The sequence below is a fragment of the Streptomyces sp. 891-h genome (assembly GCF_022760275.1).
Classification (GTDB): domain Bacteria; phylum Actinomycetota; class Actinomycetes; order Streptomycetales; family Streptomycetaceae; genus Streptomyces; species Streptomyces spirodelae.
The window spans coordinates 268,772-291,195 of record NZ_CP050693.1; the positions used below are offsets into that span (position 1 = coordinate 268,772).

Annotated in this window: 19 protein-coding genes; 6 read left to right on the top strand and 13 right to left on the bottom strand. The window is 70.8% G+C overall.

Going from position 1 to position 22,424, the window contains the following annotated elements; all coding sequences use genetic code 11:
- From HC362_RS01250 to HC362_RS01270, 5 genes are all read right to left on the bottom strand, one after another.
- The gene (locus HC362_RS01250) at nucleotides 1-1,521 is read right to left on the bottom strand and encodes a Wzz/FepE/Etk N-terminal domain-containing protein (RefSeq protein ID WP_243081882.1); all 1,521 of its coding nucleotides are present in this window, start codon (nucleotides 1,519-1,521) and stop codon (nucleotides 1-3) included.
- Entirely contained in the window at nucleotides 1,518-2,885 is a 1,368-nt protein-coding gene (locus HC362_RS01255; protein WP_243081884.1) for a Wzz/FepE/Etk N-terminal domain-containing protein, read from the bottom strand. The genes HC362_RS01250 and HC362_RS01255 overlap by 4 nt, the downstream gene beginning before the upstream one ends.
- A complete protein-coding gene (locus HC362_RS01260; protein WP_243081885.1) occupies nucleotides 2,882-4,156 on the bottom strand; it encodes a glycosyltransferase family 4 protein in 1,275 nt (424 codons plus the stop codon). The genes HC362_RS01255 and HC362_RS01260 overlap by 4 nt, the downstream gene beginning before the upstream one ends.
- A complete protein-coding gene (locus HC362_RS01265) occupies nucleotides 4,146-5,471 on the bottom strand; it encodes a nucleotide sugar dehydrogenase (protein ID WP_243081887.1) in 1,326 nt (441 codons plus the stop codon). Before HC362_RS01265 ends, HC362_RS01260 begins: the two co-directional genes overlap by 11 nt.
- Nucleotides 5,472-5,544: 73 nt before the next feature.
- Nucleotides 5,545-7,023 (bottom strand): sugar transferase, encoded by a 1,479-nt coding sequence (locus HC362_RS01270; protein ID WP_243081889.1) that lies wholly within the window; start codon nucleotides 7,021-7,023, stop codon nucleotides 5,545-5,547.
- A 485-nt stretch (nucleotides 7,024-7,508) separates the two neighbouring features.
- Between HC362_RS01270 and HC362_RS01275 the strand changes: the two genes are divergently transcribed.
- Nucleotides 7,509-8,069 carry a GNAT family N-acetyltransferase gene (locus HC362_RS01275; RefSeq protein WP_243081890.1) on the top strand — a complete coding sequence of 187 codons (561 nt, stop codon included), beginning with the start codon at nucleotides 7,509-7,511 and terminating at the stop codon, nucleotides 8,067-8,069.
- Between the two features lie 7 nt (nucleotides 8,070-8,076).
- Here the strand turns inward: HC362_RS01275 and uppS (HC362_RS01280) are convergent, their stop codons facing one another.
- Nucleotides 8,077-8,982, bottom strand: coding sequence for a polyprenyl diphosphate synthase (gene uppS, locus HC362_RS01280; protein ID WP_243081891.1), 906 nt, complete (start codon nucleotides 8,980-8,982; stop codon nucleotides 8,077-8,079).
- A 127-nt stretch (nucleotides 8,983-9,109) separates the two neighbouring features.
- Between uppS (HC362_RS01280) and HC362_RS01285 the strand changes: the two genes are divergently transcribed.
- Nucleotides 9,110-10,117, top strand: coding sequence for a squalene/phytoene synthase family protein (locus HC362_RS01285; protein WP_243081893.1), 1,008 nt, complete (start codon nucleotides 9,110-9,112; stop codon nucleotides 10,115-10,117).
- Between the two features lie 28 nt (nucleotides 10,118-10,145).
- On the opposite strand, the gene HC362_RS01290 is transcribed toward HC362_RS01285, so the two are convergent.
- The 3 genes from HC362_RS01290 to HC362_RS01300 form a co-directional block, all read right to left on the bottom strand.
- Nucleotides 10,146-11,105: a squalene/phytoene synthase family protein gene (locus HC362_RS01290; RefSeq protein WP_243081894.1), complete on the bottom strand. Its 960-nt coding sequence runs from the start codon at nucleotides 11,103-11,105 to the stop codon at nucleotides 10,146-10,148.
- A gap of 5 nt (nucleotides 11,106-11,110) precedes the next feature.
- The gene (gene uppS, locus HC362_RS01295) at nucleotides 11,111-12,040 is read right to left on the bottom strand and encodes a polyprenyl diphosphate synthase (protein WP_243081896.1); all 930 of its coding nucleotides are present in this window, start codon (nucleotides 12,038-12,040) and stop codon (nucleotides 11,111-11,113) included.
- 114 nt (nucleotides 12,041-12,154) lie between these two features.
- On the bottom strand, nucleotides 12,155-13,096 hold the full coding sequence (locus HC362_RS01300; protein ID WP_243081897.1) for a hypothetical protein: 942 nt from the start codon (nucleotides 13,094-13,096) through the stop codon (nucleotides 12,155-12,157).
- A 299-nt stretch (nucleotides 13,097-13,395) separates the two neighbouring features.
- Between HC362_RS01300 and HC362_RS01305 the strand changes: the two genes are divergently transcribed.
- The 4 genes from HC362_RS01305 (at nucleotide 13,396) to HC362_RS01320 (ending at nucleotide 19,449) form a co-directional block, all read left to right on the top strand.
- Nucleotides 13,396-13,977 carry a papain-like cysteine protease family protein gene (locus HC362_RS01305; protein ID WP_243088304.1) on the top strand — a complete coding sequence of 194 codons (582 nt, stop codon included), beginning with the start codon at nucleotides 13,396-13,398 and terminating at the stop codon, nucleotides 13,975-13,977.
- A gap of 4 nt (nucleotides 13,978-13,981) precedes the next feature.
- A complete protein-coding gene (locus tag HC362_RS01310; protein ID WP_243081898.1) occupies nucleotides 13,982-14,863 on the top strand; it encodes a hypothetical protein in 882 nt (293 codons plus the stop codon).
- Nucleotides 14,864-15,180: 317 nt separating this feature from the next.
- The gene (locus HC362_RS01315) at nucleotides 15,181-16,878 is read left to right on the top strand and encodes a tetratricopeptide repeat protein (protein WP_243081900.1); all 1,698 of its coding nucleotides are present in this window, start codon (nucleotides 15,181-15,183) and stop codon (nucleotides 16,876-16,878) included.
- 177 nt (nucleotides 16,879-17,055) lie between these two features.
- Nucleotides 17,056-19,449: an Orn/Lys/Arg decarboxylase N-terminal domain-containing protein gene (locus HC362_RS01320; protein WP_243081902.1), complete on the top strand. Its 2,394-nt coding sequence runs from the start codon at nucleotides 17,056-17,058 to the stop codon at nucleotides 19,447-19,449.
- Here HC362_RS01320 and HC362_RS01325 read toward each other — a convergent pair.
- From HC362_RS01325 to HC362_RS01340, 4 genes are all read right to left on the bottom strand, one after another.
- On the bottom strand, nucleotides 19,398-19,841 hold the full coding sequence (locus HC362_RS01325) for a lasso peptide biosynthesis B2 protein (protein WP_243081903.1): 444 nt from the start codon (nucleotides 19,839-19,841) through the stop codon (nucleotides 19,398-19,400). The genes HC362_RS01320 and HC362_RS01325 overlap by 52 nt on opposite strands.
- Nucleotides 19,838-20,092, bottom strand: coding sequence for a lasso peptide biosynthesis PqqD family chaperone (locus HC362_RS01330; protein WP_243081904.1), 255 nt, complete (start codon nucleotides 20,090-20,092; stop codon nucleotides 19,838-19,840). Before HC362_RS01330 ends, HC362_RS01325 begins: the two co-directional genes overlap by 4 nt.
- Entirely contained in the window at nucleotides 20,092-21,993 is a 1,902-nt protein-coding gene (locus HC362_RS01335; protein ID WP_243081906.1) for an asparagine synthase-related protein, read from the bottom strand. Before HC362_RS01335 ends, HC362_RS01330 begins: the two co-directional genes overlap by 1 nt.
- Before the next feature lie 168 nt (nucleotides 21,994-22,161).
- Complete coding sequence (locus HC362_RS01340; RefSeq protein ID WP_243088305.1) at nucleotides 22,162-22,278, bottom strand: keywimysin-related RiPP; 117 nt, start codon at nucleotides 22,276-22,278, stop codon at nucleotides 22,162-22,164.
- Between the last annotated feature and the right edge of the window lie 146 nt (nucleotides 22,279-22,424).

Consider the following 22,424-nt stretch of genomic DNA (forward strand, 5'->3'; position numbering starts at 1 on the left):
CTACCGCGCCTCCTGGTCGTCGTCCGGAACCCGTGCGGCCCGCACCGAGTGCCGCTCCGTGTGCGTCAGGACCGTCCCGTTCCGCCTGGCCTGCCGCTCGTCACGGCCGAGGGGCGCGGTGTGCGGCCCGTCCCACAGCGTGCCGTCGGTCCGGTCGCCCGGATCGGGGTCGATCAGCACCACACCGATCACCTGGATGCGCTGCTCCGCGAGCTGCCGCGCCACGGTGTGCAGCCACGCGGCGCTTCCGTGCCCGGCCCGCACGACGAGCACGGTCCGGGTGCCGAGGTGGGTCAGATCGGTCCACGCCGTGCCGGGCGCGACCGAGCCGACGCCGAGCCGGCGGTGGTGACGCGGCACGGCCGCGGCCTGCTCGCCGCTCACCACGGCCGGACCGCCCGACTTCTGACGGTGGTTCGCGAGCTGCGGGCCCGGCAGACCGTCGACGATCTCCACTGGCCCGTCATCCGCCAGTGTCCCGGCGAGCTGAAGGGCGAGCACGCTCGTGCTGCGCGCACAGCCCAGCTCCAGCAGCGACAGCGGTTCCGCCGAGCCGCGCACGGTGCGGGCCAGCGTCGCGGTGAGCCGTTCGTGTGCCGCCCGGGTCCGTCGCGGCTGCCACGATCTGCCCGACCGGCGGGGCAGCTCCGCGATGACCGAGGCGCCCAGGTTGGCCGCGATCTCCCGGCGCAGTACGGGCCGGTCCGCCACCACAGCGCCGACAGCTGCCACCGCGAGCCCGATGACGAGTCCGAGGACGAGTCCGATCGCGGCGTTCGTGGCAGCGGCCCTGGGCAGCGAGTGCCGCACCGCGCGGGGGGCGTCCACGATCTGCGTGCCCGCGGTGATCCGGGGCGTGCCGGTGCGTGCCTCGGCGGCACGCTCGTCGAAATCGGCGATGCGCGAATTGAGCTCGGCCCGGCGGGAGAAGAGCGACTCGAGGCTCGCCGAGGATTTCGGGTCGCGCTCGGGCGAGCGGCCTCCGATCGCCTTGTTGACCTCGGCGAGTTCGTCCCGCATGCGGTCACGCTGCTCGAGCAGGGCCTTGGCCTCGGCTTTCGCGGACTCCCGCATCCGCCGCACATGGTCGGCGACGAACGCTTCGGCCAGCGCCTTGGCCCGGGCCACCGCTTGCGCGTCGCTGTCACCTGTCACGTCGATGCGCAGCAGGTTGTTGGTCACGCCGGTGCCCCGGTAGTCCTGGATGAAGTCCTCCGGGTTCTTTGGTGACTTGAGGGCCCGGAGGGCCTTTCCGGCGATCCGTGTGGTCCCCAGCAGTTCGACGTCGGTACGGATGAGCGTTCCGGTGTCGTTCGGCTGGTCCTCCTGGTGTGTGACCAGCACCTTGGTCACCGCGGTCGGTGGCGGCGGCAGCAGGACCGCCACCGCAGCGCCGACCAGCAGCCCCAGCAGCGCCATGGAGGACCACAGGCGGCGGCGCCTGCGCACGGCCACCACCAGCGCATGCAGGTCCAGCAGTGGGGCGGAGGCCGACGGCTCCGACTTCTGGGTCGTCGTCATGCTGGACCTCCCCTCGCGGCGTCACCGACCGCGATCGCCGGTGTGTCGTGCTGCGGAGCCCTGCCGGAGGTGCGCGTCGGACGGTCACGGACCGGACCGGCGACGACGACGCCGACGACCTCGTGCCCCGCGTCCGTGCACGCCTCGGCGACGCAGGCGAGCTCCCCCGCGGTCCAGCTGCCCGCGCTGAGCACGACCAGGGCACCGCACTCGGTATCGCGGTCCGGCACCAGCGGCCGGGACACCGGAACCTCCACCGCGAACAGCACCGGATCGCTCTCGGCCTCGGCGACGAGCCGCTCCGCTGCCCGGCCGGCGATCTCGTCGCCGGCCGGCACGACAACCAGCAGCCGCCGGGGAGCCGGCAGTTCCTCCCGGAGGCGGGCGCACACCCTCCGGTAGCGGATCCGCCTGCCGTCCTCGTCGCCGGACATCCGCGGGGGCGGTATGTCCCACGGGGTGTCGATGCCCAGCAGCCGACGGATTCGAGCCACGCGGCCACGGTCTCCGGGGCGGTGTGCGGGCCGTTCGCCAGGCACGTCGACGTTACCCAGCAGTGTCGAGCCCAGCGCCGCGGCGATCTCAGGACCGGCGCGCAGCCGACGGCTCACCCGTGCTGCGGCGAGATGGCCGACGATCGCGAGCAGGAAGGACAGCAGCGCCCCACCGGCGATGAGTTGCACCCGCGTCGGCGGTGCCTCGCCGGTGGGCCGGGCCGCAGTGTCCATGACCACCATGCCCGCCTCGTTGGACGCCGGGGAGGCCTCGTCCAGCTTCTTCATGGCCTCCCGCAGCGCGGTGCGCAGCTTTTCGAGCTCGGTGCGGGCCTGCACGCCCTCCACGGTCCGCCCCGGATCGGCCGCATCGGCCAGGTCGGTGATGCGGCGGTTGGTCTGCACCACCTTCTGCCGCAGTTCCTCGACCCCCGCTGTCGCCTCGGTGTCGGTGCTGTCACCTGCGATCCGCGTGGTGAAGGTGACGAACTTCTGGGCCACCCGGTCGGAGAGCTGCTGCGCGCGCTCCGGGGTGCGGGCCGTACCCGAGACCTCGATGATGTTGCCCTCGGCGGTCTTGGCGCTCACTCGGTCCCGCAGCTCGCCGCCGCTGACGTCCCTCCAGCGGAGCGTGGCGGCCGCGCGGTCGACCACGGCCGAACTGGTCGCGATCTCCGCCTGGGTCACCAGCTCGCGCTCTTCCCACTGTCCGGGCAGCAGTACCGAAGCCGTCGCCGTGTAGCGCGGCGGGATCAGCAGCGAGGCGCCGTAGCCGACGAGCGCACCCACCACGGCGAGGATGGCGAGGAACCGCCCGCGCCGACGGAGAATCCGCCCGACCGTGGCCAGGCGTATCGTGTCATCGCTCAACGGCGCCGCCTCTTCCCGACCGGGTCGCCCGCCGCCACCGGAGTACGGTCACGGCAGGCGGCGGCGTAGGCGGCGAGCAGCGACGCTTGTGAGTTGCGCCAGGAGAGCTGCCCGCTGATCCGCTCCTGGCCGATCCTGCCCATCCGGGCCCTCTTCTCAGGGTCGTCCAGCAGCCGCGCGATGAGCCCGGCGAATTCGGCCTCGTCGTTGGCGGGCGCGTAGACGGCGGCGTCCCCGGCGGAGACGCGCGCCTCCTTCAAGTCGAACGAGACGATCGGCCGGCCCATCACCATGTACTCCAGGACCTTGTTCATGGTCGACACGTCGTTGAGCGGATTGCGCGGGTCGGGTGAGAGGCACACGTCCGCCGTGGACAGGTAGCGCACCAGGTCGGCGTCCGGAACGCGCCCGGTGAACTCCACCCGCTCCGTGAGGCCGAGTCGCCGGGACAGCTCCGCCATCGCCTCGAAGGTGTCGCCCGCGCCGACGAACACCGCGTGCCAATCGGTGCGCCCGTACTCGTCGCGCAGCTTCGCGAGGGCCCGCAAGGCGTAGTCGACGCCGTCCTGCGGGCCCATGACTCCGAGGTAGCACAGCAGATGACGCTTGCCGCGCTTGAGCTCCGGCTCCGGCGGTACGGAGTGGAACCGCTCGATGTCGGGCGCGCTGCGCACCACGAAGACGTCCGACAGCCGCCGGCCGCCGCGGCGCAGCGCGACATCCCGGTAGCTCTCGTTCGTGGCGAGCACGACGTCCGCGGCCCGGTAGGTCAGCCGTTCCAGCGCGCAAACCCCGCGGTAGAGCAGATCCTGGCCGCGGCCGAACCGGGAGAGGTACAGCTCGGGCACCAGGTCGTGCTGGTCGAAGACGAACCGCGCGCCGCGCCGCTTGAGCCACAGTGCCGGAAGGAACAGCAGGTCGGGCGGGTTGCAGGCGTGGACCACATCCACCGGGCCGACCTTGCGGGCCAGCCGGGCAGTGTGCCATAGCGCCGATCCGTACTCCCGCAGATAGCCGGCCGGTCCTCCGGTGGCCGCGCGCAACGGGTAGCGGTGGATCCGGACCCCGTCGATCTCCGCCTCGGGCTCCGTGTCCCGCTTCTCCCCGCGAGGGCAGATGACGTGCACCTTCCAGCCCGCGTCGCGCAGCGTCGTGCACTCCTGCCACACCCGCCGGTCGAACGGCACCGACAGGTTCTCCACCAGGATCAGCGCGCGCCGGCCCGGCTCGCCGCCGCCGGCCGCTTCACCGAGAGACGTGTCACCAAGCAAGGCCCATGTACCCCTTCTCGGCCCGGCGCGCCTCGGCGTCGGGGAGGCGGACGAGGTCGACGATCATCGGCCCTTCGCCGTGGGGCAGCGCGGCCAGCACGGCCGGATCCCTGGTCCCGACGAGGCATACCTCGGCGTGCTCGAGCACCTCGCCGACGGAGTCCGCGAGCAGCTGCGCCAGGTGCGGCAGCCGGGTCTCGATGTACTCGCGGTTCGCGCCGAGCAGCCGCGAGAGGCTCACGTTGGCGTCGTAGATCCGCAGGTCGTACCCCTTGCCGAAGAGCCGCTCCGCCAGTTCGACGAGTGGGCTCTCGCGGAGGTCGTCGGTGCCGGGTTTGAAGGACAGTCCGAACAGACCGGCGCGGCGCTTGCCGGTGCGCTCGACCAGCTCGACCGCCCGCTGCAGATGGTCGGAGTTGGAGGGCAGTACGTGGGCGAGGATGGGCACCGAGACATCGGCCCGCTGCGCCGCGTGGACCAGGCTGCGCAGGTCCTTGGGCAGGCAGGAGCCGCCGAAGGCGAAGCCGGGTCGCAGATAGGCCGGGCTGATGTTCAGCTTGCGGTCGGCCAGGAAGACATCCATCACCTGGTGCGAGTCCACCCCGAGGGCCTGGCACACCGCACCCAGCTCGTTCGCGAAGCCGATCTTGAGGCCGTGGAACGCGTTGTCCGCGTACTTGATCGCCTCGGCTGTCGGGACCGGCACCCGGAAGATCTCGCCGGGCAGGCCGTCGTACAGCGCCGCCACCATGTCGCCGCTCGCCGGGTCGAACTCGCCGATGACGGTCTTGGGCGGGTCGAAGAAGTCCCGCACGCTGGTGCCCTCGCGCAGGAACTCCGGGTTGACCGCGACCCCGAAGTCCACCCCGGCCGTGCCGCCGACGTACTTCTCCAGGATCGGCACCAGCAGATTCAGGCAGGTGCCCGGGAGCATGGTGCTGCGGAAGACGACGGTGTGCCGCCCGCTGCTCCCGCCCCGGTCCGCCAGCGCGGCACCGATCTGCTCGGTGACCCGCTCCAGATACGTCGTACACAGGCTGCCGTTGGGCTCGGACGGTGTGCCCACGCAGACCAGCGACACCTCGCCGGCCGTGACCGCCTCGCGCACGTCAGCCGTGGCGCGCAGCGCTCCGCTCCGCACGACCTCGGCGATGAGCTCGCCGATCCGCTCCTCGACCACTGGAGCCTTGCCGTCGTTGACCAGGTCGACCTTCGCCTGGTTCACGTCCACCCCGATGACCTCATGACCCAGACTGGCCAGGCACGCGGCCGACACACATCCCACGTAGCCCAGACCCAGGACACTGATCCTCATAGCCCGTTCCTCCCCCCACGCAGGCCCCTGAGGCCTGCGGTCCGCGCGCCGCCGGACGACGGTCGCGCGCGCATCAGTAGGCTCCCTGCCCCTGGAGCACCGCCCGCAGGGTCTTCCACAAGATCACCGCGTCCAGGGCGAGCGACCAGTCCTCCACGTACCGCAGGTCCAGCCGGACGGCCTCCTCCCACGGCAGATCACTGCGTCCGCTGATCTGCCACAGGCCGGTGAGCCCGGGTTTGACCAGCAGCCGCCGCCGGATGTCCGGGCCGTAGGCAGCGGACTCCTCCGGAAGTGGAGGCCGCGGACCGACGAGCGACATCGAGCCGGTGAGTACGTTGAAAAGCTGCGGGAGTTCGTCGATCGAGTAGCGGCGCAGCACCGCTCCCACCCGGGTCACCCGCGGATCCCGGCGGAGCTTGAACAGCAGCCCGGCGCCCTCGTTGCGATCGGCCAGTGCGGCACGCGCCCTGTCGGCACCGGCGACCATGGTGCGGAACTTGAGGATGGTGAACTCGCGGCCGTCCTTGCCGACTCTGCGCTGGCGGTAGAAGGCCCCACCCCGGCTGTCGGCCAGCACGAGGAGCCCGACGAGCACCATCAGCGGCGCGAACAGCATCAGCAGGAGCGCCGCGCCCATCCGGTCGACGACCTCTTTGACCGCCCGCCGGGCCCCGGTGAAGGCCGGCATGCTGACCCGCAGCAGCGGAATGCCGAGCACCGCGTCGACGTGCAGCCGGGGGCCGGCCACCTCCATCAGTACGGGGGCCACGACCATCTCCGCGTCGCTGCCTTCCAGGTTCCAGGCCAGCCGCTGGAGTTGGTCCGGGGACCAGTGCGGGTCAGGTGTGACCGCGACGACGCGGTAGCCGTCGCGGCGGACGTGGCCTGCGAGGTCGGCCAGCCGGCCGACGACCGGCACCCCGTCCAGGTGGTCACCGTCGGGCCCCAGGCCGTCCGGCGTGCACACCGCCTCGACGCGCCAGCCGAGGTGCGGGAACTTACGGACCCGGGCGATCAGGTCGCCCACGGTGGCCGGGCTCCCGGCGGCGAGCACCGGTCGCAGGCATCGTCCTTCCGTCCGCTGTCTGTACAGCGAGAGGCGCAGCAGATACCGACCGGTCATGGTGACGAGCGCGATCGCGGGAATCGCGACGAAAATCCAGAGCTTGATATTGCGCGAAGTGAGGGCGATTCCGCTGAGCGCCAGTACGACCACCGCCGTGAACAGTGAGCGTCCGAGCCGGCGGAATTCCTCGGCTCCCTGGCCGAGCACGGCCGGAGCCCACGCCCGGCTCACCGCAAGCGCTCCCAGCACCAACAGCTCGGTACCGAATGCGAGAATTCCCCATTTCTCGTGCCAGTTGGCCGCGTCCCTGGCTCCGAAGAGAATGCCGATCGCCCCCACCACAATGGCGGTGGCCACGGTATCGCTGGTTATGACGGTACGGCGGTACCGCTGTTCCCAGTCGCTCGCAGACCGATTGATTTCCCCGTTCGCCAGACGTCCGCGCGCCGACGAAAAAGGGTCGACTAATTCCCCCTGCCGCACAAAGCCCCCCAGGCCGCCAGTGGTTCGACGTGTTCGCCCAACACTGTTTCTACGGAGGACCTTCGCCCCCCGCGCCGCGCTGTTCCCCCCAGGAGGCCCCCGCCTCCACCCCCACAAATGACTTCTCAGCTGTGCAGCGGTACTTGAACACCCCACCAGGCGGCAACGGATTCACAGGTCCTGTCCGGCCATGGCTGCAGGCAGCCCAGGACTCCGGACCCATAGATCACTATTTGTCGCCTCGTGTCCAAACATGTGAAGCACGGTCAATGTAGACCATCGGCGCCCGTCTGGAGAGGGGTGTGTGGAATTTGTGCCTACTTTTTGAAACCTGAGCCACCGATCGGTGATCGCCCACGGGCGCCTCGAGGACGAGGGCATGCCGTCTGACCTGGGCGGGAGACCTCCCGGGCTACCGGCACCGGACGCGACGGCTGACGGGATACCGGTAGCGCCTCGCAGTCCGCGCCGGTCAGCATCGCGGCATGTGTGCCTTCCTGGAGACCGACCGGCTGGTGCTGCGGCCGTTCACCCCCGACGACGCCGACCGTCTTCTCGCGCTCGACAACGACCCCGAGGTCATGCGCTTCATCAACGGCGGCCGCCCCACGACCCGCGAGGCGATCGTGGAGCGGACCCTGCCGCGGCTGATGCACGACCATCCGTGCTTCGGCACCCGCGGATACTGGGCCGCGGAAGAGAGGGAAAGCGGGGTGTTCGTCGGCTGGTTCGAGTTTCGGCCGCTGTATGACGACAGCCCCGCGGTGGTCGAACTCGGCTACCGGCTCAACAAGGCAGCCTGGGGTCGCGGCTGTGCCACCGAAGGAGCGCGGGCGCTCATCGACAAGGGCTTCACAGAGCTAGCGGTGGAGCGGGTGACTGCGAACACCATGGCGGTCAACCGGGCGTCGAGGCGTGTGATGGAGAAGTCCGGACTCGCCTTCCTCCGGAACTTCACCGGAGACTGGCCGGAGGCGATCCCCGGCTCCGAGCACGGAGAGGTCGAATACGGACTCACTCGGGCCGAGTGGGAAGGGCGGCGGTAGCTGAACTTCACCGGCTCCACCGGTCGCCGTCGCCAAGTCCCGTTTGCGTCCGCGTCCGCATCTGTGTCCGCTGGGAGTTTGCGTAGTCCGCGGCTTCCCGGAGTCCGTCCATGAGGACGAGACCCAGGTGGGTGGTGAGCGTGCTGGGCAGATGCAGCAGCTTGGACAGCAGACCCTCGCCCGCGGGGACGGCGGGGGCCTGGTGGGGAGCGGGGTCTGCCGGGGCCTGACCGGAGCGGCGCGGGCTTCGCCGGTAGACGTCCAGCGCGTACCGCAGGTGTTCGGCGCGGAAGTCGGGCCAGAGGATTTCGAGGAACACGAGTTCGGCGTGGGCGCAGTGCCACAGCAGGGCGTTCGAGATCCTGTGCTGACCGCCGGTGCGGATGAGCAGGTCGACGTCGGGCAGCTCGGGGCACCGCATGTACTTGGGGAAGGTCGCCTCCGTCACTCTGTAGGCCGGGACCTGGCGGGTGACCAGCGCGCGTGTCGCGTCCAGGATGTCCTGTCGGCCACCGGGCTCGAAGGCGATGGTGAGGTTTCGCCGGGTGTTGCCACGGGTGAGCTCCTCCGCCTCGCGCAGGCGGTGCGAAGTCGCGTCGGCGAGGGCAGGGCCGGTGGGCCCCAGGACCCGGATCCGTACACCCTCGTCGTGCAGGCGCTCAAGGTTGTGACCGAGGACGTGCTGTGCGACGAAGTGCCCCGGGGAACCGCCCTCGCCCGAGTGTGCCCGGTTTCCGGCGCCGGCCAGGAGCGTCAGCCACTCGACGTCTTCCTCTCCGGCGGTTCGCACCACCGTCCTGAAGGCGTTCTCGGAGGCCAGTTCACCGTGCGAGCGCTCCAGACCGCGCTGCCGGGCCCAGCGGCCGTTGCCGTCCATGATGCAGGCCACATGCTTAGGGGCCGTTGTGGGCATCCACCCTCCAAGTCACGTGCAGTAATCAAGTGAATTCGGCAAGTGATCTACCCGGGTGGTGCCTGCTCCACCCGTTCCGAACAGGCACCCGCGTGCGGGACGCGCGGCGCCGGGAGGGAGCCCTGTCATGACACCGCCCTGGAACCCGCTGTCCTGGAAACCGCTGTCCTGGAGCACAGCACCCCAAGAACTCACCCCCTGGGGCCACGCACTGAACGCCGCCGGTCTGCGTGGCGACCGGCTCCGGGCCGACTACACCGCGGCGGCCGGCATGGCCTTCCGCCGGTATCCGCTGTGGTACGTGCCCACTCGGCTCTTCATGCCCGCCGCGTCGCAGCCGTACCTGCTCACCGTCATCGCCTTCGGGCTCCACGGCGACAACCTGGCCGACGTACCGGCCCACGAGCACGACCCCGAGCCGCTGTACACCTGGAACGAACAGGTCCGGAAGGGGCTGCGCACCGGCCAGGCCGAGCAGCCGTTCCTGCGCGCCTTCCTGCACACCGTGGCCACGCGCGAGCTGCCCCACTCGGACGTGCACACCATCCTGGCGGGCCAGGCCCAGCAGTCGGCCTACACCGAGTACCCGACCGAGGAGGACTACGACGAGCACATCGAACGCATCAACATGCCGCTCACCCGCCTCATCCACCAGGTCGTCCTGCCCGGAACCCCCCAACCGCCCACCCCGGCGGCGCGGGCGCACGCCGAAGCCATCCAGCGCACGGACGACCTCGCCGACCTCGCCAAGGACCTGCGGCACAGCGGCAAACTCACCCTGCCTCTGACGGACCTGGCCCGCTTCGGCGTCACCCGCTCGGACCTGGAGTCCGCACGCGACACCCGCGCGGTACGAGCGCTGCTCGCCCACGCCTGCCACAAGGCCCGCTCGGCCCAGGCAGCAGCGGAGCAGGCACTCTCCCCACTGGGGCCCGAGTGCGAACTGCTGTACCGGCCAGGGCTGCTCTTCCAGCACCAGGTGATGAACACCGTCGAACGCCGCGGCGCCTCCCTCACCCGTCACCCGGTCTCGCTCCCTCTCCACCTCTCCCCCGGCCACCTCGTCGGCGGAGCACTACGCGTCCTGCACGGACGCCTGAGGGCAGCCACCTCCATGGGAGTGCAGACACGTTGAGCCGGATGTGCTTCGGCTGGGACCCGGGTCAGAGCGCTGTCGTGGGGCCCGCGAGGCTGAGGCGGTGGTGGAGGGTGCGCAGGGTGCCGTCGAGCAGGTGGGTGGCAGTGGGCCGGAAGTGCCACAGCGGGCTGGGGCGCAGCAGGGCGGCGCCTGCGCGCTCGAGACCGCCCATGGCCTGGAAGCAGATCATCAGGGAGGGGCGGAGGCTCAGTTGGAGCAGCGGATCAGCGTCGTCGAGGGCGTTGTAGGCGGCGTGGAGGACGGCGCGGGCCTTGCCGCAGGTGTGGGTGAGCAGTGCTCGGACGGCGGGGGTGTCCCGGCCGGATTCCAGGTCGTCCCGGGTGGCGTGGAACCGCAGCAGCTCGGTCTCGGGGATGGTGAGCAGCCCGCGGCGCAGGTCGTCGGCCAGGTCGGCGAGATCGTCCCATCGCTGAATGGCGTCGACAGCCAGGCGCACCACTGACTCGTTGCGAGGATGGGTCGGGATACCGCACGAGGTGGCAAGCACGCGGGCGAAGGGCATGTTGGAGTGGTCGATGTTGTCGTAATGGTCCTGATCGGTGGCGTATCCGCTCAGCCCCAGCCGACCGGCCTGGCCGGCCAGATAGGCGTGCACATCGGCGTGACTGACGGAACACGCGGACACGGTGTGCAGGAAGGCGCGTAAGAACGGCTGCTCGGACCGGCCGGTGAGCAGCCCCTGCCGAACTTGCTCCGCCCAGGCGTGAAAGGGACCCGGGTCGCACTCGTTCACCGGCACATCCACCAGACAGTCGGCATGGATGCCGAACGCCGCCACCGCGACCACGTGGGGCTGCAAGGCGGAGGGGCACCCTGAGCGAGCCAGAGGATACATCGCGGGGTATCTCCCGGTCGTCAGGCGGAGTGCCGCGGTGTAGTCACTGCGCAGCGCGCCCTCGGGCACCCCGGCCCGGCGCAGCGTGCGCTGCCAGAACGTGAACTGCTCCAGTGTCAGGCCAGGCACCGTCATCACCGCTGATCCGGGCGGCGGGCCTGCACCGACGCCGCCCCGAGCTGCAGCATGGCGAAACGGGCGGTCTCCTTCACCCCGTTCAGCAGACTGGAGCCCAGATGCGAGGCGATCGCCGCGGGCAGCTTGAGCGGCGAGACCGGGCCGGGCTCAACAGGGTGGCCGGTGACGGGCGGTTGGGCGGGATCCGCGTCGGCAGGGCCGGGCGAGTCCGTCCCGGCTGCCGGGCCCAGGGCGCCGAAGCGGCGCCGACGCTGCCGGTACAGCTCCAGAGCGTGCTGAAAGTGCGGGGCACGGAAGTCGGGCCACAGTACGTCGAGGAAGACGAGTTCGGCGTAGGCACAGTGCCACAGCAGGAAGTTCGACAGCCGGTGCTCTCCCCCGGTACGCAGGAGCAGGTCGACGTCGGGCAGTTCGGGGAGCTTCATGTGCCGCGCGAAGGTCTCCTCGGTGATCTCCTCGTGCGGAAAGCGCTGGGCGGCCAGACAGCGCACGGTCTCGCACACGTCCTGGCGGCCCCCGTAGTTGAACGCCAGGCTCACCTGGAGCTTGGTGTTGCCACGGGTGAGTTCCTCGAGGCCGTGCAGCATGTCCGTCACGTCTGCCGGGATGCGGGGATCGTCCCAGCCCAGCAGGCGCAGCCGTACCCCGCGCTCCTGCAGGCGTCGTGCCTCCCGCTCCAAGACGTGACCGGGGAAGGAGTCCACCAGGAAGCTCACCTCACCCTCCGGGCGTGACCAGTTCTCCGTGGAGAACGCGAAGAGCGTCAGCCACTCCACGCCCTCTCTCAGAGCCCCGCTCACGACCGCGTTGAGGGCGGCAAGGGCGGCCATATGGCCGTGGGTACGCTCCAGTCCACGCTGCTGGGCCCAGCGGCCGTTGCCGTCCATGATGCAGGCGATGTGCCTGGGAGGGGTCCCGGGTGCCATGCACTCTCCAGTGAACACTTAGTGCAACCCTACAATTCCAGAGAGTGCATGCCCTGGTGCCGGTCGCCGTACCCCTCTCATGCGAGGGCACCGGGAACCGGCCGAGCAGCGACGTCAGGCCCACTCCCAGGCCATACCGACGATGCCCGGCTCCGCTGCGTGCCGGATGAGATGGACCGAGCGGTTTCCACCGCTCAGGGTCAGCTCCTGCGCACCGCTCGGCCGCGCCGCGGCCGACGCACGCGTGAAGCTGTAGCACCTGACGGGCAGTTCCGAGGCGTCGAAGCCGACCTGCAGCACGTACTGGCCGCCGCCGAAGCTGAAACCCCGTACGTACTCATGGCTGACGCCACCCGTGCCGTCCTCGAAGGCGTAGCCGAAGACGTAGGTCTCCCCCGACCTCAGCCTGGTGTCGAACAGCAGCTCCGTCACCAGGACCCGGGCACTCGCGCACCAGCGGACCCGGCCCACGCGGCAGTTCTCGCCCGCCCGCACCCGTACCCGCTCCGGTGTGCAGCCCGGATCGCCGTGGTGGATGGCGAGGTAGCGGTCGATGCCGTCGCGGTGGGCGCGGACGGCCTGCTGGGAGGAGCGGGAGAGCAGTTCCCGGCGCGCCCCGATCCGCACCCGCTCCCACTGGTCCAGAGTGTGCAGCCCCCCGTCGAGCGGCGAGTCCAGCTGCGCGAACAGCATGCGCAGCACATCGGACCGCTCGAACAGCGCCTGGTACGACCGCGAGGCGGGCCGGTTCCGGTCCCCGTCGCAGGACAGCGCGAGCAGCCGCAGCAGCGACTCGGCGGGCAGCCCGAGTACGTCCTCCAGCGCTCGTACGGCACTGAGCGACTCGGGACGGCTCGGACGGCGTGCGCCCTGTTGCCAGTAACTGAGGCTGGAGACGCCGACGTTGATGCCGCGCAGCGCCAGCCGGTGCCGCACCCTGTGCAGCGCGAGGCCGCGTGCCTCGATCGCGGTACGCAGCGCGAGATGGAAGGGGCCGGTGCGCAGCACGCGTTCGAGGTCGCCGGATGTTCCCGAGTCCGTGGCGTGAACGTTCACAGCCGACGCACCGTCCTTCTCTCCCCGGCCAGCCCGTGAGCCTGGCCCGTTCACATGGGCGCCCCCGCTGTTCACACCTCGTTCCTGACTTGTATTCAAGCGTGTTGACCAGCCACCGACAACTCACGATGCTCAACGGCAGCAGCATCCGGATGCGCTCCTCCACCCCCCTCATCCCTGGGAGGATCGCCATGTCCCCACTGGCTCTCCGTCGTCAGGCGGACGGCAGCGGGCCGCGCCGCGACGGCGGCGGTCACGGTCACGCCCGTCGCCGCCGTACGCGGAGCAGACGTTCCGCGCTGGTCGCCGCAGCAGCGGCGGCCCTGCTCTCCTTGCCCGTCGCGGTCGCCACTGCGGCGCCCGGCAGCTCGGCGCCGACGCCCGACAGCACACACCTGCTCGCTGCCAAGCGGCTCGACATCTCCATGCAGGCCCAGCAGATGAGCAACTGGTGCTGGGCGGCGGCCGGCAACACCATCAGCACCTACATGGGCGAGAACTACAGCCAGAACACCTTCTGCAACGCCGCATTCGGCCGCAGCCAGGGCAGCTCCTGCCCCAACAGCCAGGCCACACTGGGCCATGTGCAGGACGCCCTCGGCTGGATGGGTATCAACCCCGGTTCCTACGTCTCGGGCTGGCTGCGCTACAGCACTGTGCAGAACGAGATCAACGCGAACCGTCCCGTCGAGACCCGCATCCAGTGGAGCTCGGGCGGCGGCCATATGCACGTCCTGTACGGCTACGACACCAGTCGCAGCTGGGTGTACTGGGGCGACCCCTGGCCGTCCAACACCCGCTACAACTGGGCCTCGCACGGCTGGTACGTCGACAACTACGAGTTCTCCTGGACCCACTCGCTCTACCGGATCGGAGCGTGAGGTCATGGCCAACCACCCCCTGAGGCACGCTTCCCTGCGCTCCGCCGCGACCGCCGGAGTCCTGGCCGTCGCGCTTCTGGGAGCCGCCCCGTACGCACACGCCGACGGCACCGCAGCCCAACCCCCGGCGCCGCCCCAGGGCGCGGCAAGCGCGGCCCACAAGGCGGCGTCCCGGAGCACGACGCTGCACGCCCTCTCCCGCTTCTTCGCCCACGACAAAGCTGTCACCGCCGCGAAGGCGGACCCGCGTATCGAGGGCAGGTCCGTGCCCGTCTACACGCTCTCGCGGGAGTTCGTGGCCGCGCCCTCCGCCGCGCGGGCGACCACACTGCCGGTGGCCGAGCTGAAGCTGTTCGCCACCAGGGCCGTCTCGTCCGACGGGCAGCGGGCCTCCGTCATGGCGGCGCGGACCACGAAAGGCTGGCAGGTCGTCAACATCGCCACCGGTGACGATGAGACGCGCTACGCCGCGAAGGGCGCCGCCAAGGCGCCCGACGGCACTGTCTTCGAAGAGCCGCAGATCGACGCCTGGTACGTCCAGGACGGCAAGCGCGTCCTGCCCCTCGACCCCGACGCGCGGAAGGCGGTCGGTTCCAAGGGCATGACCTTGCGCGCGTACCACGCGCGGGTGCACGACGCGTACGGCGACAAACTCCCCGGCTCCGGCTACGACAAGAAGGGCCTGGCCGGAGGCTTCGGCCAACAGGAGGAGAAGGCTCGGAAGGCAGCGGCCACGGCGACACACACGTCGGCCGGGGCACACTCGCCGGCCGACGCGCTGGTTCCCGTCGGCGCGAGCGCGGCGGTCATCGCGGCGGCAGCCACCGGCACCTGGCTGGTACGGCGGCGCAGCAACCAGCCCATGAGACGGAGGATCGGCAGCTGACCGGCCACCGCATTCAGGGCCCGGACCACGCCGGTGGTCCGGGCCCGCTCCGCCGGGGCCGGGGGTGGCCGGACAGCCTCTCCCCGCCAGAGGCGACAGCCGGTGCAGCGCCGACCGTCAGCCACGTGCCGTGCCGGGCGGCGGCCGGCCGAGAGTGCCGTCATTCCATATGAACATCCGCACGCTTGCCGAGCACCGGGAGGCGGGGGCGGGGGCATGCCCACACCCAGCGCGTGTATTGCGACGAGGAGCTCGTCATCTGCTGCGAGGATATGGGCGGCCAGGGAGAAGAACGCCGAGGCGGCGCTGGAGGCTCGATGAGTGACTACTACGATCTCGGCCGCCACACCCGACCGGTGTCGACCGGGGCGGGGGAGGCACAGACCTGGTTCGACCGCGGCCTGGTGTGGAGCTATGCCTTCAACCACGAGGAAGCCATCGACTGCTTCGAGCGGACCCGCGAGCTCGACCCGGAATGTGCCATGGCTTCCTGGGGTATCGCCTACGCCCTGGGCCCCAACTACAACAAGCCCTGGGACCGCTTCGACCCGGCCGAGCTCGAGACGAGCGTCTCCCGCGCGTTCGAGGCGTCCGCGCAGGCCGAACGTCTCGCGCACAAGGCCACGCCCGCCGAGCGGGCGCTCATCGGCGCGCTCCGGCACCGTTACCCCCAGCCGGAGGCGGCCGCGGTGCCGGACCTCTCGGCGTGGAATCACCGCTATGCCGAGGCGATGCGCCTGGTGTACGTGGAGCACCCCGATGATCTCGACGTGATCACGCTGTTCGCCGACGCGCTGATGAACCTCACCCCGTGGCAGCTGTGGGACCAGAGGACCGGTGAGCCGGCCCCGGGATCGTTCGCTGTCGAGGCGCGCGCCGCACTCGATCACGCACTGGCACTGCCGGGCGGGCCGGACCACCCGGGTGTGCTGCACATGTACATCCATCTGATGGAGATGTCGTCCACGCCGGAGCAGGCCCTGCCGATGGCCGACCGGCTGCGCGACCTCGTTCCCGATGCCGGTCACCTGCAGCACATGCCCACACACCTGGATGTCCTGTGCGGCGACTACTCCCGCGTGGTGTCCTCCAACACTCGTGCGATCGAGGCGGACGAGAAATTCGTGAGACGTTCCGGCCCGATGAACTTCTACACGCTCTACCGCTGCCACAACTATCACTTCAAGATCTACGGCTCGATGTTCCTCGGGCAGCGCGCCGCCGCGCTGCGCACCTGCGACGAACTCGAGGCGGCGGTTCCCGAAGAGCTCCTCCGCGTGCAAGAGCCACCGATGGCGGACTGGCTCGAGGGGCTTCTCCCCATGCGGATGCACGTGCTGATCCGCTTCGGCATGTGGCAGGAGATCATTGACGCACCACTGCCCACGGACCCCGAACTCTACTGCGTGACGACGGCGCTGATGCACTACGCGAAGGCGATCGCCCACGCCTCCTCCGGCCGGGTGGAGACGGCCCAGGCGCAACGGGCGCTGTTCGAGGAGGCGGCGGAGAGGGTCCCGGAGTCGCGCATGCTGTTCAACAACACCTGTCAGGACATCCTCGCGGTGGCGGCCGCGATGCTGGAGGGCGAGGTGGAGTACCGCAAGGGGAACGTCGACGCCGCCTACGCGGCGCTGCGGCGGTCGATCGACCTGGATGACGACCTCCCCTACGACGAACCCTGGGGGTGGATGCAGCCGACCCGGCACGCCTTCGGGGCGCTGCTGTTGGAGCAGGGCCATGTGGCGGAGGCCGCAGCGGTGTACCGGGCCGACCTGGGCCTGGACGGCACCATCCCGCGGTCGCAACAGCACCCGGGCAACGTCTGGAGCCTGCACGGCTTCCACGAGTGTCTGGTCCGGCAGGGCCACAAGGGAGAGGCCGCCATCGTCGAGCAGCAGCTGCGCCTCGCCCGGGCGAGGGCTGACGTCCCGATCCACGCCTCGTGCTTCTGCCGACTGTCGGCGGTCGGGGAGGAGTCCCGCGGCACCGGGTCCGTCGAAGGCTGCCACTGACACAACCAGCGCTCGGCCGTCAGATGTTCACCGGAGCACCGTGAGCCTCTCCCCATCGGCCGGCGATTCCCACATCCGGGTGGTTTCAGCACAGGCCGGGCGCTTATTCAAGTGAGGGCCCCGTTCACTCTCTCCAGACCTGTATGTCCGGGTCTCCAGCGACCGCGGAGGGGTGGCATGGCGGAGGGGACAGTTCTGTTCGCGGTACCCGGATCGCCCGAGGGCGAGGGCACGGGTGCCGAACAGCTGCACAGGGTCGGCGAGGAGTTGGTGGCGCACGGCTTCGAGGTGCGCTGGGCGTCGACGAGCGGGGACGCGCAGGCGGTGTTGCGTACCGAGGCGGGGCTGGCCGCCGCCGTGGTGGACTGGGGGCTCCCGGACAAGGGCACGGTCTCCGGCGGGCCGGGGGGTGCCGAGGTGCTGCGCCAGGTCGGGCGTCGCTTCCAGAACCTGCCGGTCTTCCTGGTCATGACCGGTGAGGACCTGGAACACCTGCCGCTGTGGGTGGCGGAGACCGTGGTCGGCTACATCTGGCCGCTGGAGGACACCGCGCGCTTCATCGCGGGGCGGGTCGCCCGCGCGGCCGGCGGCTATCAGGAAGAGCTCCTGCCGCCGTTCTTCCACGCGCTGCGCCGCTTCGACGACGCGCACGAGTACTCCTGGCACACCCCTGCACACTCCGGCGGTGTCGCCTTCCTCAAGTCACCGGTCGGCCGGACATTCCACGACTACTTCGGGGAACGGCTGCTGCGCAGCGACCTGTCCATCTCGGTCGAGGAGCTCGGCTCGCTGTTCGAGCACACCGGGCCGGTCGGTGCGGCGGAGCGCAATGCGGCCCGGATCTTCGGTGCCGACCGCACCTACTTCGTCCTGCACGGCGACTCGACGTGCAACCGCATGGTCGGCCACTTCAGCGTCACCCGCGACGAGATCGCGCTGGTGGACCGCAACTGCCACAAGTCGGTGCTGCACGGTCTGGTCCTGTCCGGCGCCCGGCCGGTCTATCTGGTCCCCACCCGCAACGGCTACGGCTTGGCGGGTCCCCTGCCGCCCACGGAGATCCGGGCGGAGGCGATCGCAGCCAGGATCGCCCGCAATCCACTCGCCCAGAACGCGGTCACCTCCCAGGTCCAGTACGCGGTGCTGACCAACTCCACCTATGACGGGCTGTGCTATGACGCGCTCCAGGTCGCCAGAGCCCTCGCGCCCAGCACTCCGCGGCTGCACTTCGACGAGGCCTGGTTCGCCTACGCCCGCTTCCATCCCCTCTACGCCGGCCGCTTCGGCATGTCGGTGGGCCCCGACACCTTCCCCGGCCCCGAACGCCCGACCGTCTTCTCCACCCAGTCGACGCACAAACTGCTGGCGGCCATGTCGCAGAGCGCGATGGTGCACGTCAAGCCCGCGCCCCGCGCACCGGTTGAGCACGACCGTTTCAACGAAGCGTTCATGATGCACGGCACCACCTCGCCGCTGTACCCGATGATCGCCTCGCTGGACGTGGCCGCCGCGATGATGGACGGGCCGCAGGGCCGCTGGCTGGTGGACGAGTCGGTGACCGAGGCCATCCGCTTCCGCCAGACAGTCGTACGCCTCGGCCGGCGCGTCGCGGCCGCCGGTGACCGGCCCGGCTGGTTCTTCGGCGTCTGGCAGCCCGATACCGTGGTCGATCCCGCCTCCGGCGAGCGGCTGCCCTTCGCCGACGCTCCGGTGGAGCTGCTGAGCAGCGAACCGTCCTGCTGGCAGCTGGAGCCGGGCGCCGACTGGCACGGTTTCGCCGGGCTGTCCGACGGCTACTGCCTGCTCGACCCCGTCAAGGTCACCCTCACCTGCCCCGGCATCGACGGCGGGGGGCGCATGGCCGACTGGGGCGTCCCGGCGCGCGTCCTGACGGCCTACCTGGCCACGCGCAACATCGTGGTGGAGAAGACCGACACGTACACCACTCTCGTCCTGTTCTCCATGGGGATCACCAAGGGCAAGTGGGGGACGCTCATGGACGCTCTGATGGACTTCAAGGCGCTCTACGACGAGGACGCGCCGTTGGAGCGCCTGCTGCCCGAACTGGTCGACGCGCACCCCCGACGCTACGCCGGGCAGACCTTGCGCGCGCTGTGCCAGGAGATGCACGACCACCTCCGGGAAGCCCGGCTGGTCGAGCTGCTCGACACCGCCTTCCAGGAGCTGCCCGAGCCCGTCGCACCACCTCAGCACTGCTACGAGCGCCTCATCCGCAGCGGCACCGAACGGGTGCGGCTCGCCGACGCGGCCGACCGGACCGCAGCCGCCATGGTCACCGTCACACCGCCCGGTATCCCGGTCCTGATGCCGGGTGAGAACACCGGTGCACCCGACGGTCCGCTGCTGCGCTATCTGAGGGCACTGGAGAGCTTCGATCGGCGGTTTCCCGGCTTCCACAGCGAGACCCACGGTGTCACCCTCGACCCGGACACCGGTGACTACCTCATCGAGTGCGTACGCCGCATCCCCGCCCAGCCGGGCACGCCTGGTGACCGCGCTCAGGCCGTATCCGATCCGTCCAGTCCGACGGTGAAGAAGGTGCGGAAGTAGTCGGGTGGGTGGTCCTCGCCGACCGGGGTGTGGTCGGCCTCCACCCAGGCGTGCGCGGCGAAGGGCGGCAGCCGGCGGGCTCCCACGCACCAGACCGGCCAGCAGCCGTGGAGGCGGCACAGCAGTGCGGTGGCCAACGAGCGGGGCAGACAGCCTTCCGGGCCGGCGCAGACGGGACTGACGGCGGTCACCGCGTTCCGCGCGGCGAGGGTCTCGGCGTACTGGGCGGGCCGGGCGCCGCGCCGTACGTGGGTCAGGAGGGTGCGGATGCGGCGCGGGGGCAGGCGCGCCAGCAGCAGAGAGCAGCGGACCGCGGGCCGGGCTAGAAGGCGGCGGCGAAAGGGAACGGGGAGCGGGTCGGTGCTTGTGGGCTGCGCGGGGCGCCGTGTCACCGCTCCACCAGTCCGGTGGTGGTGAGGGCGTGGATCAGCTCCTGCACGTCCTGTCGGGCGCTGTCGTCGTCCACTTCGTACGTCTCGCTCAGCCGCTGTGCCGCGAGGTGCGGGCTGCCGCCGTCGAGCAGGGTGCGCAGGACAAGCGCCGCTGTGGGGTTGAGGCTCCAGTACTGCCCGTTCTCCTCGTCGAGGAGGGCGATGCCCTCCTCGGTGTCGGCGCAGGACACGCCCGAGCGCAGGGTGAGCATCAGGGCCTCGTTTCCTCGTCGGTGATGGGCGTGCCGGCCGGCTGGTCGAGGGCTGCGGGCCGCTGTTCCAGGGAGCGCAGCCACAGTTCGCAGGCCAGCGTCTGGTAGAGCCCGCTGTGCAGGTCGTGCGGGTGGTGCTGGAGGGGGCCTGCGCACAGGTCGCGCAGGGCGGCCGTGTCGATCAGTCCGCTGTCGGCCAGCCGGGAGTCCTCCCACAGGGTGGCCAGTTGGGCGCGGTGCGCTCGAAGAGCCGCGTCGGGGTTGCTGTTGGTGATCGATTTGGTGCGCCCGGTGAGAATCTCCTCGGGGACCGTGCCGCGTACGGCCTCCACCAGGAGCGGCTTGTAGCTCCCAGGGGCCCGCCTGTGGTCCGGACGTACCGCCAGTGCGGCGTCGAGCACGGCGTCGTCGCAGTAGGGCGCTGCCAGTGCCGTACCGCCGCGCAGGGCCAGTTGGCCGATCTGGCGGAGCGGGCCTGCCGCGTAGCGCAGCCCGGTCAGATCGTCGTGGCCTCCGGGCGAGGCCGAGACCGGTTCGGCGTCGGGTGCGGCTTCGCGGATCAGTTCGCGTACCGCGTCGGCCGCGTCCGCCGTCGCCCAGGGGGCCAGACGTGGTGGCTCGCCCCAGCTGAGCGCGGGGCGGTCCGGTGGAGGCGGCGGATCGGTGAGCGATCCGGCCACCGACTCCAACCAATCGCGGTAGGACTCCCGGGTACGCAGCTGCCGCAGTACGTGCCCCGGCCTCCACCGGTTGGCGGCCGCGTAGGCGCGCAGCGTCCGCGTCGCGGCCAGGGGGCTGCGGCGCAGCAGGGTGCGCAGATGAGCCGCGCTGGCGATCAGCAGTTCGTCCCCTCCGAAGCCGGCCAGGTGCACAGCCGAACCGGCTGCTGCCGCACGGTGGGTGAGCGCCAGCCAGCGGGCGTGGTCCGCGATGACGGCACACGGCTCGTCGAACGGCTCCCGCAGCTGCGGCAGTCCCTCGTAGATGGTCGGCATCTCCTCGTACGGCACGAGGTGATGCTCGATGCCAGGCACGGCTTTCGCGGTGCGGAGCGCCCACATCACGTCGTCGTCGAGCGGGTCGGGGGACGCGGCGGTGAAAGCGACCACACGCGTCTTCTCCTCCCGGGCTGCCAGACAGCACAGGGACGTCGAGTCGAGGCCGCTGAGGTCAGAGCTGATCACGGCCCGTCCCGTGGTCCGGGCCGCGATCGCGTCGCGCAGTGCGGCGTGCAGTGCCGGGGCGCCCTCGGCGAGCGGGACGCGGGGGTCGGGAGGCGACCAGTGGCGCACTTCCCGGGCGCGGCCCTGTTGCTCGTACAGCAGGAAATGGCCGGGCGGGACACACCGCACCCCGCGCCACACCGGCTCGTCGGTCAGGGGGTGCAGCAGCGTCGGGGAGAGCAGGCGCAGGGCGAGGCGACGGTCGTCGAAACCGGAGCCGGTGAGGTACGCCAGGATGTCGGCCCGGTCGGCGGCGACGGTGGCTCCCGCGACCTCGGTCGCGTACACCCGGCGCAGCCCGCTCAGTGTGCCCTGTACCCGCACCCGCCCGTCCACCGAGGCCACCAGGTGGAAGCTGCCCGGGACGCCGGAAGCGGACTCCGCTGCCGCCTCGGTGGTGCGGACGCGGGCGGCGGCCCGCTCCAACGCGGCGGTCCCGGCGCCTTGTTGCCCGATCAGCGCGAGCACCGTCCCGCCTGCGCCCGCCGTGCAGACGGTCTCAGCGGCTTCTTGTGCACCCGGCCAGCGGCCCAGCAGCAGGGGGCGCCCCGAAGGATGCGGCAGGCAGCGGTCGGCGAGGGGGCGCAGCCGCGCGGCAGCCGTCGCGGCGGACGGACAGTCGGGGAACACGGCGAACCACACAGGGGCCGCGGCGAATGCGGCCGGCTCTCGAAGCATGTGCGCCCCAGCCCCCTCTTCCCACTTCCGCTGGTCCACTTCCGCCTTCGTCAACTTCCGCCCACCCGGCCCGTGCTCGGCGGTGGCGGGCGGTTCGCGCCGCCCACCACCCCTTGCTCGTCCGGTTTCCGTGAAACTCCCGGTGCTTCCCGGCCGTGCCGGCCCTGGTCAGCGAAGAATGCTGTGCTGACCGAGGAAGTCGGGCGACGCGTGGCCCTTGACGCCGGTGACCCGGCGGAAGGAACCGACGAGCATCAGAGTCGGGCGCTCGTACGCGCGGCGCATCTCGCTCACCTCCTCTCTCGTTCAGTGGGTGCGGTCGCGCCGCTGCCGCAGCGGCTCGGATTCGGCGGAACCGTCGGCAGTGCCGTATCAGGAGGCCTGCCCTGGTGCGCCGGGGACGAGACTGCGCGACACGGGCGTACGGGGTG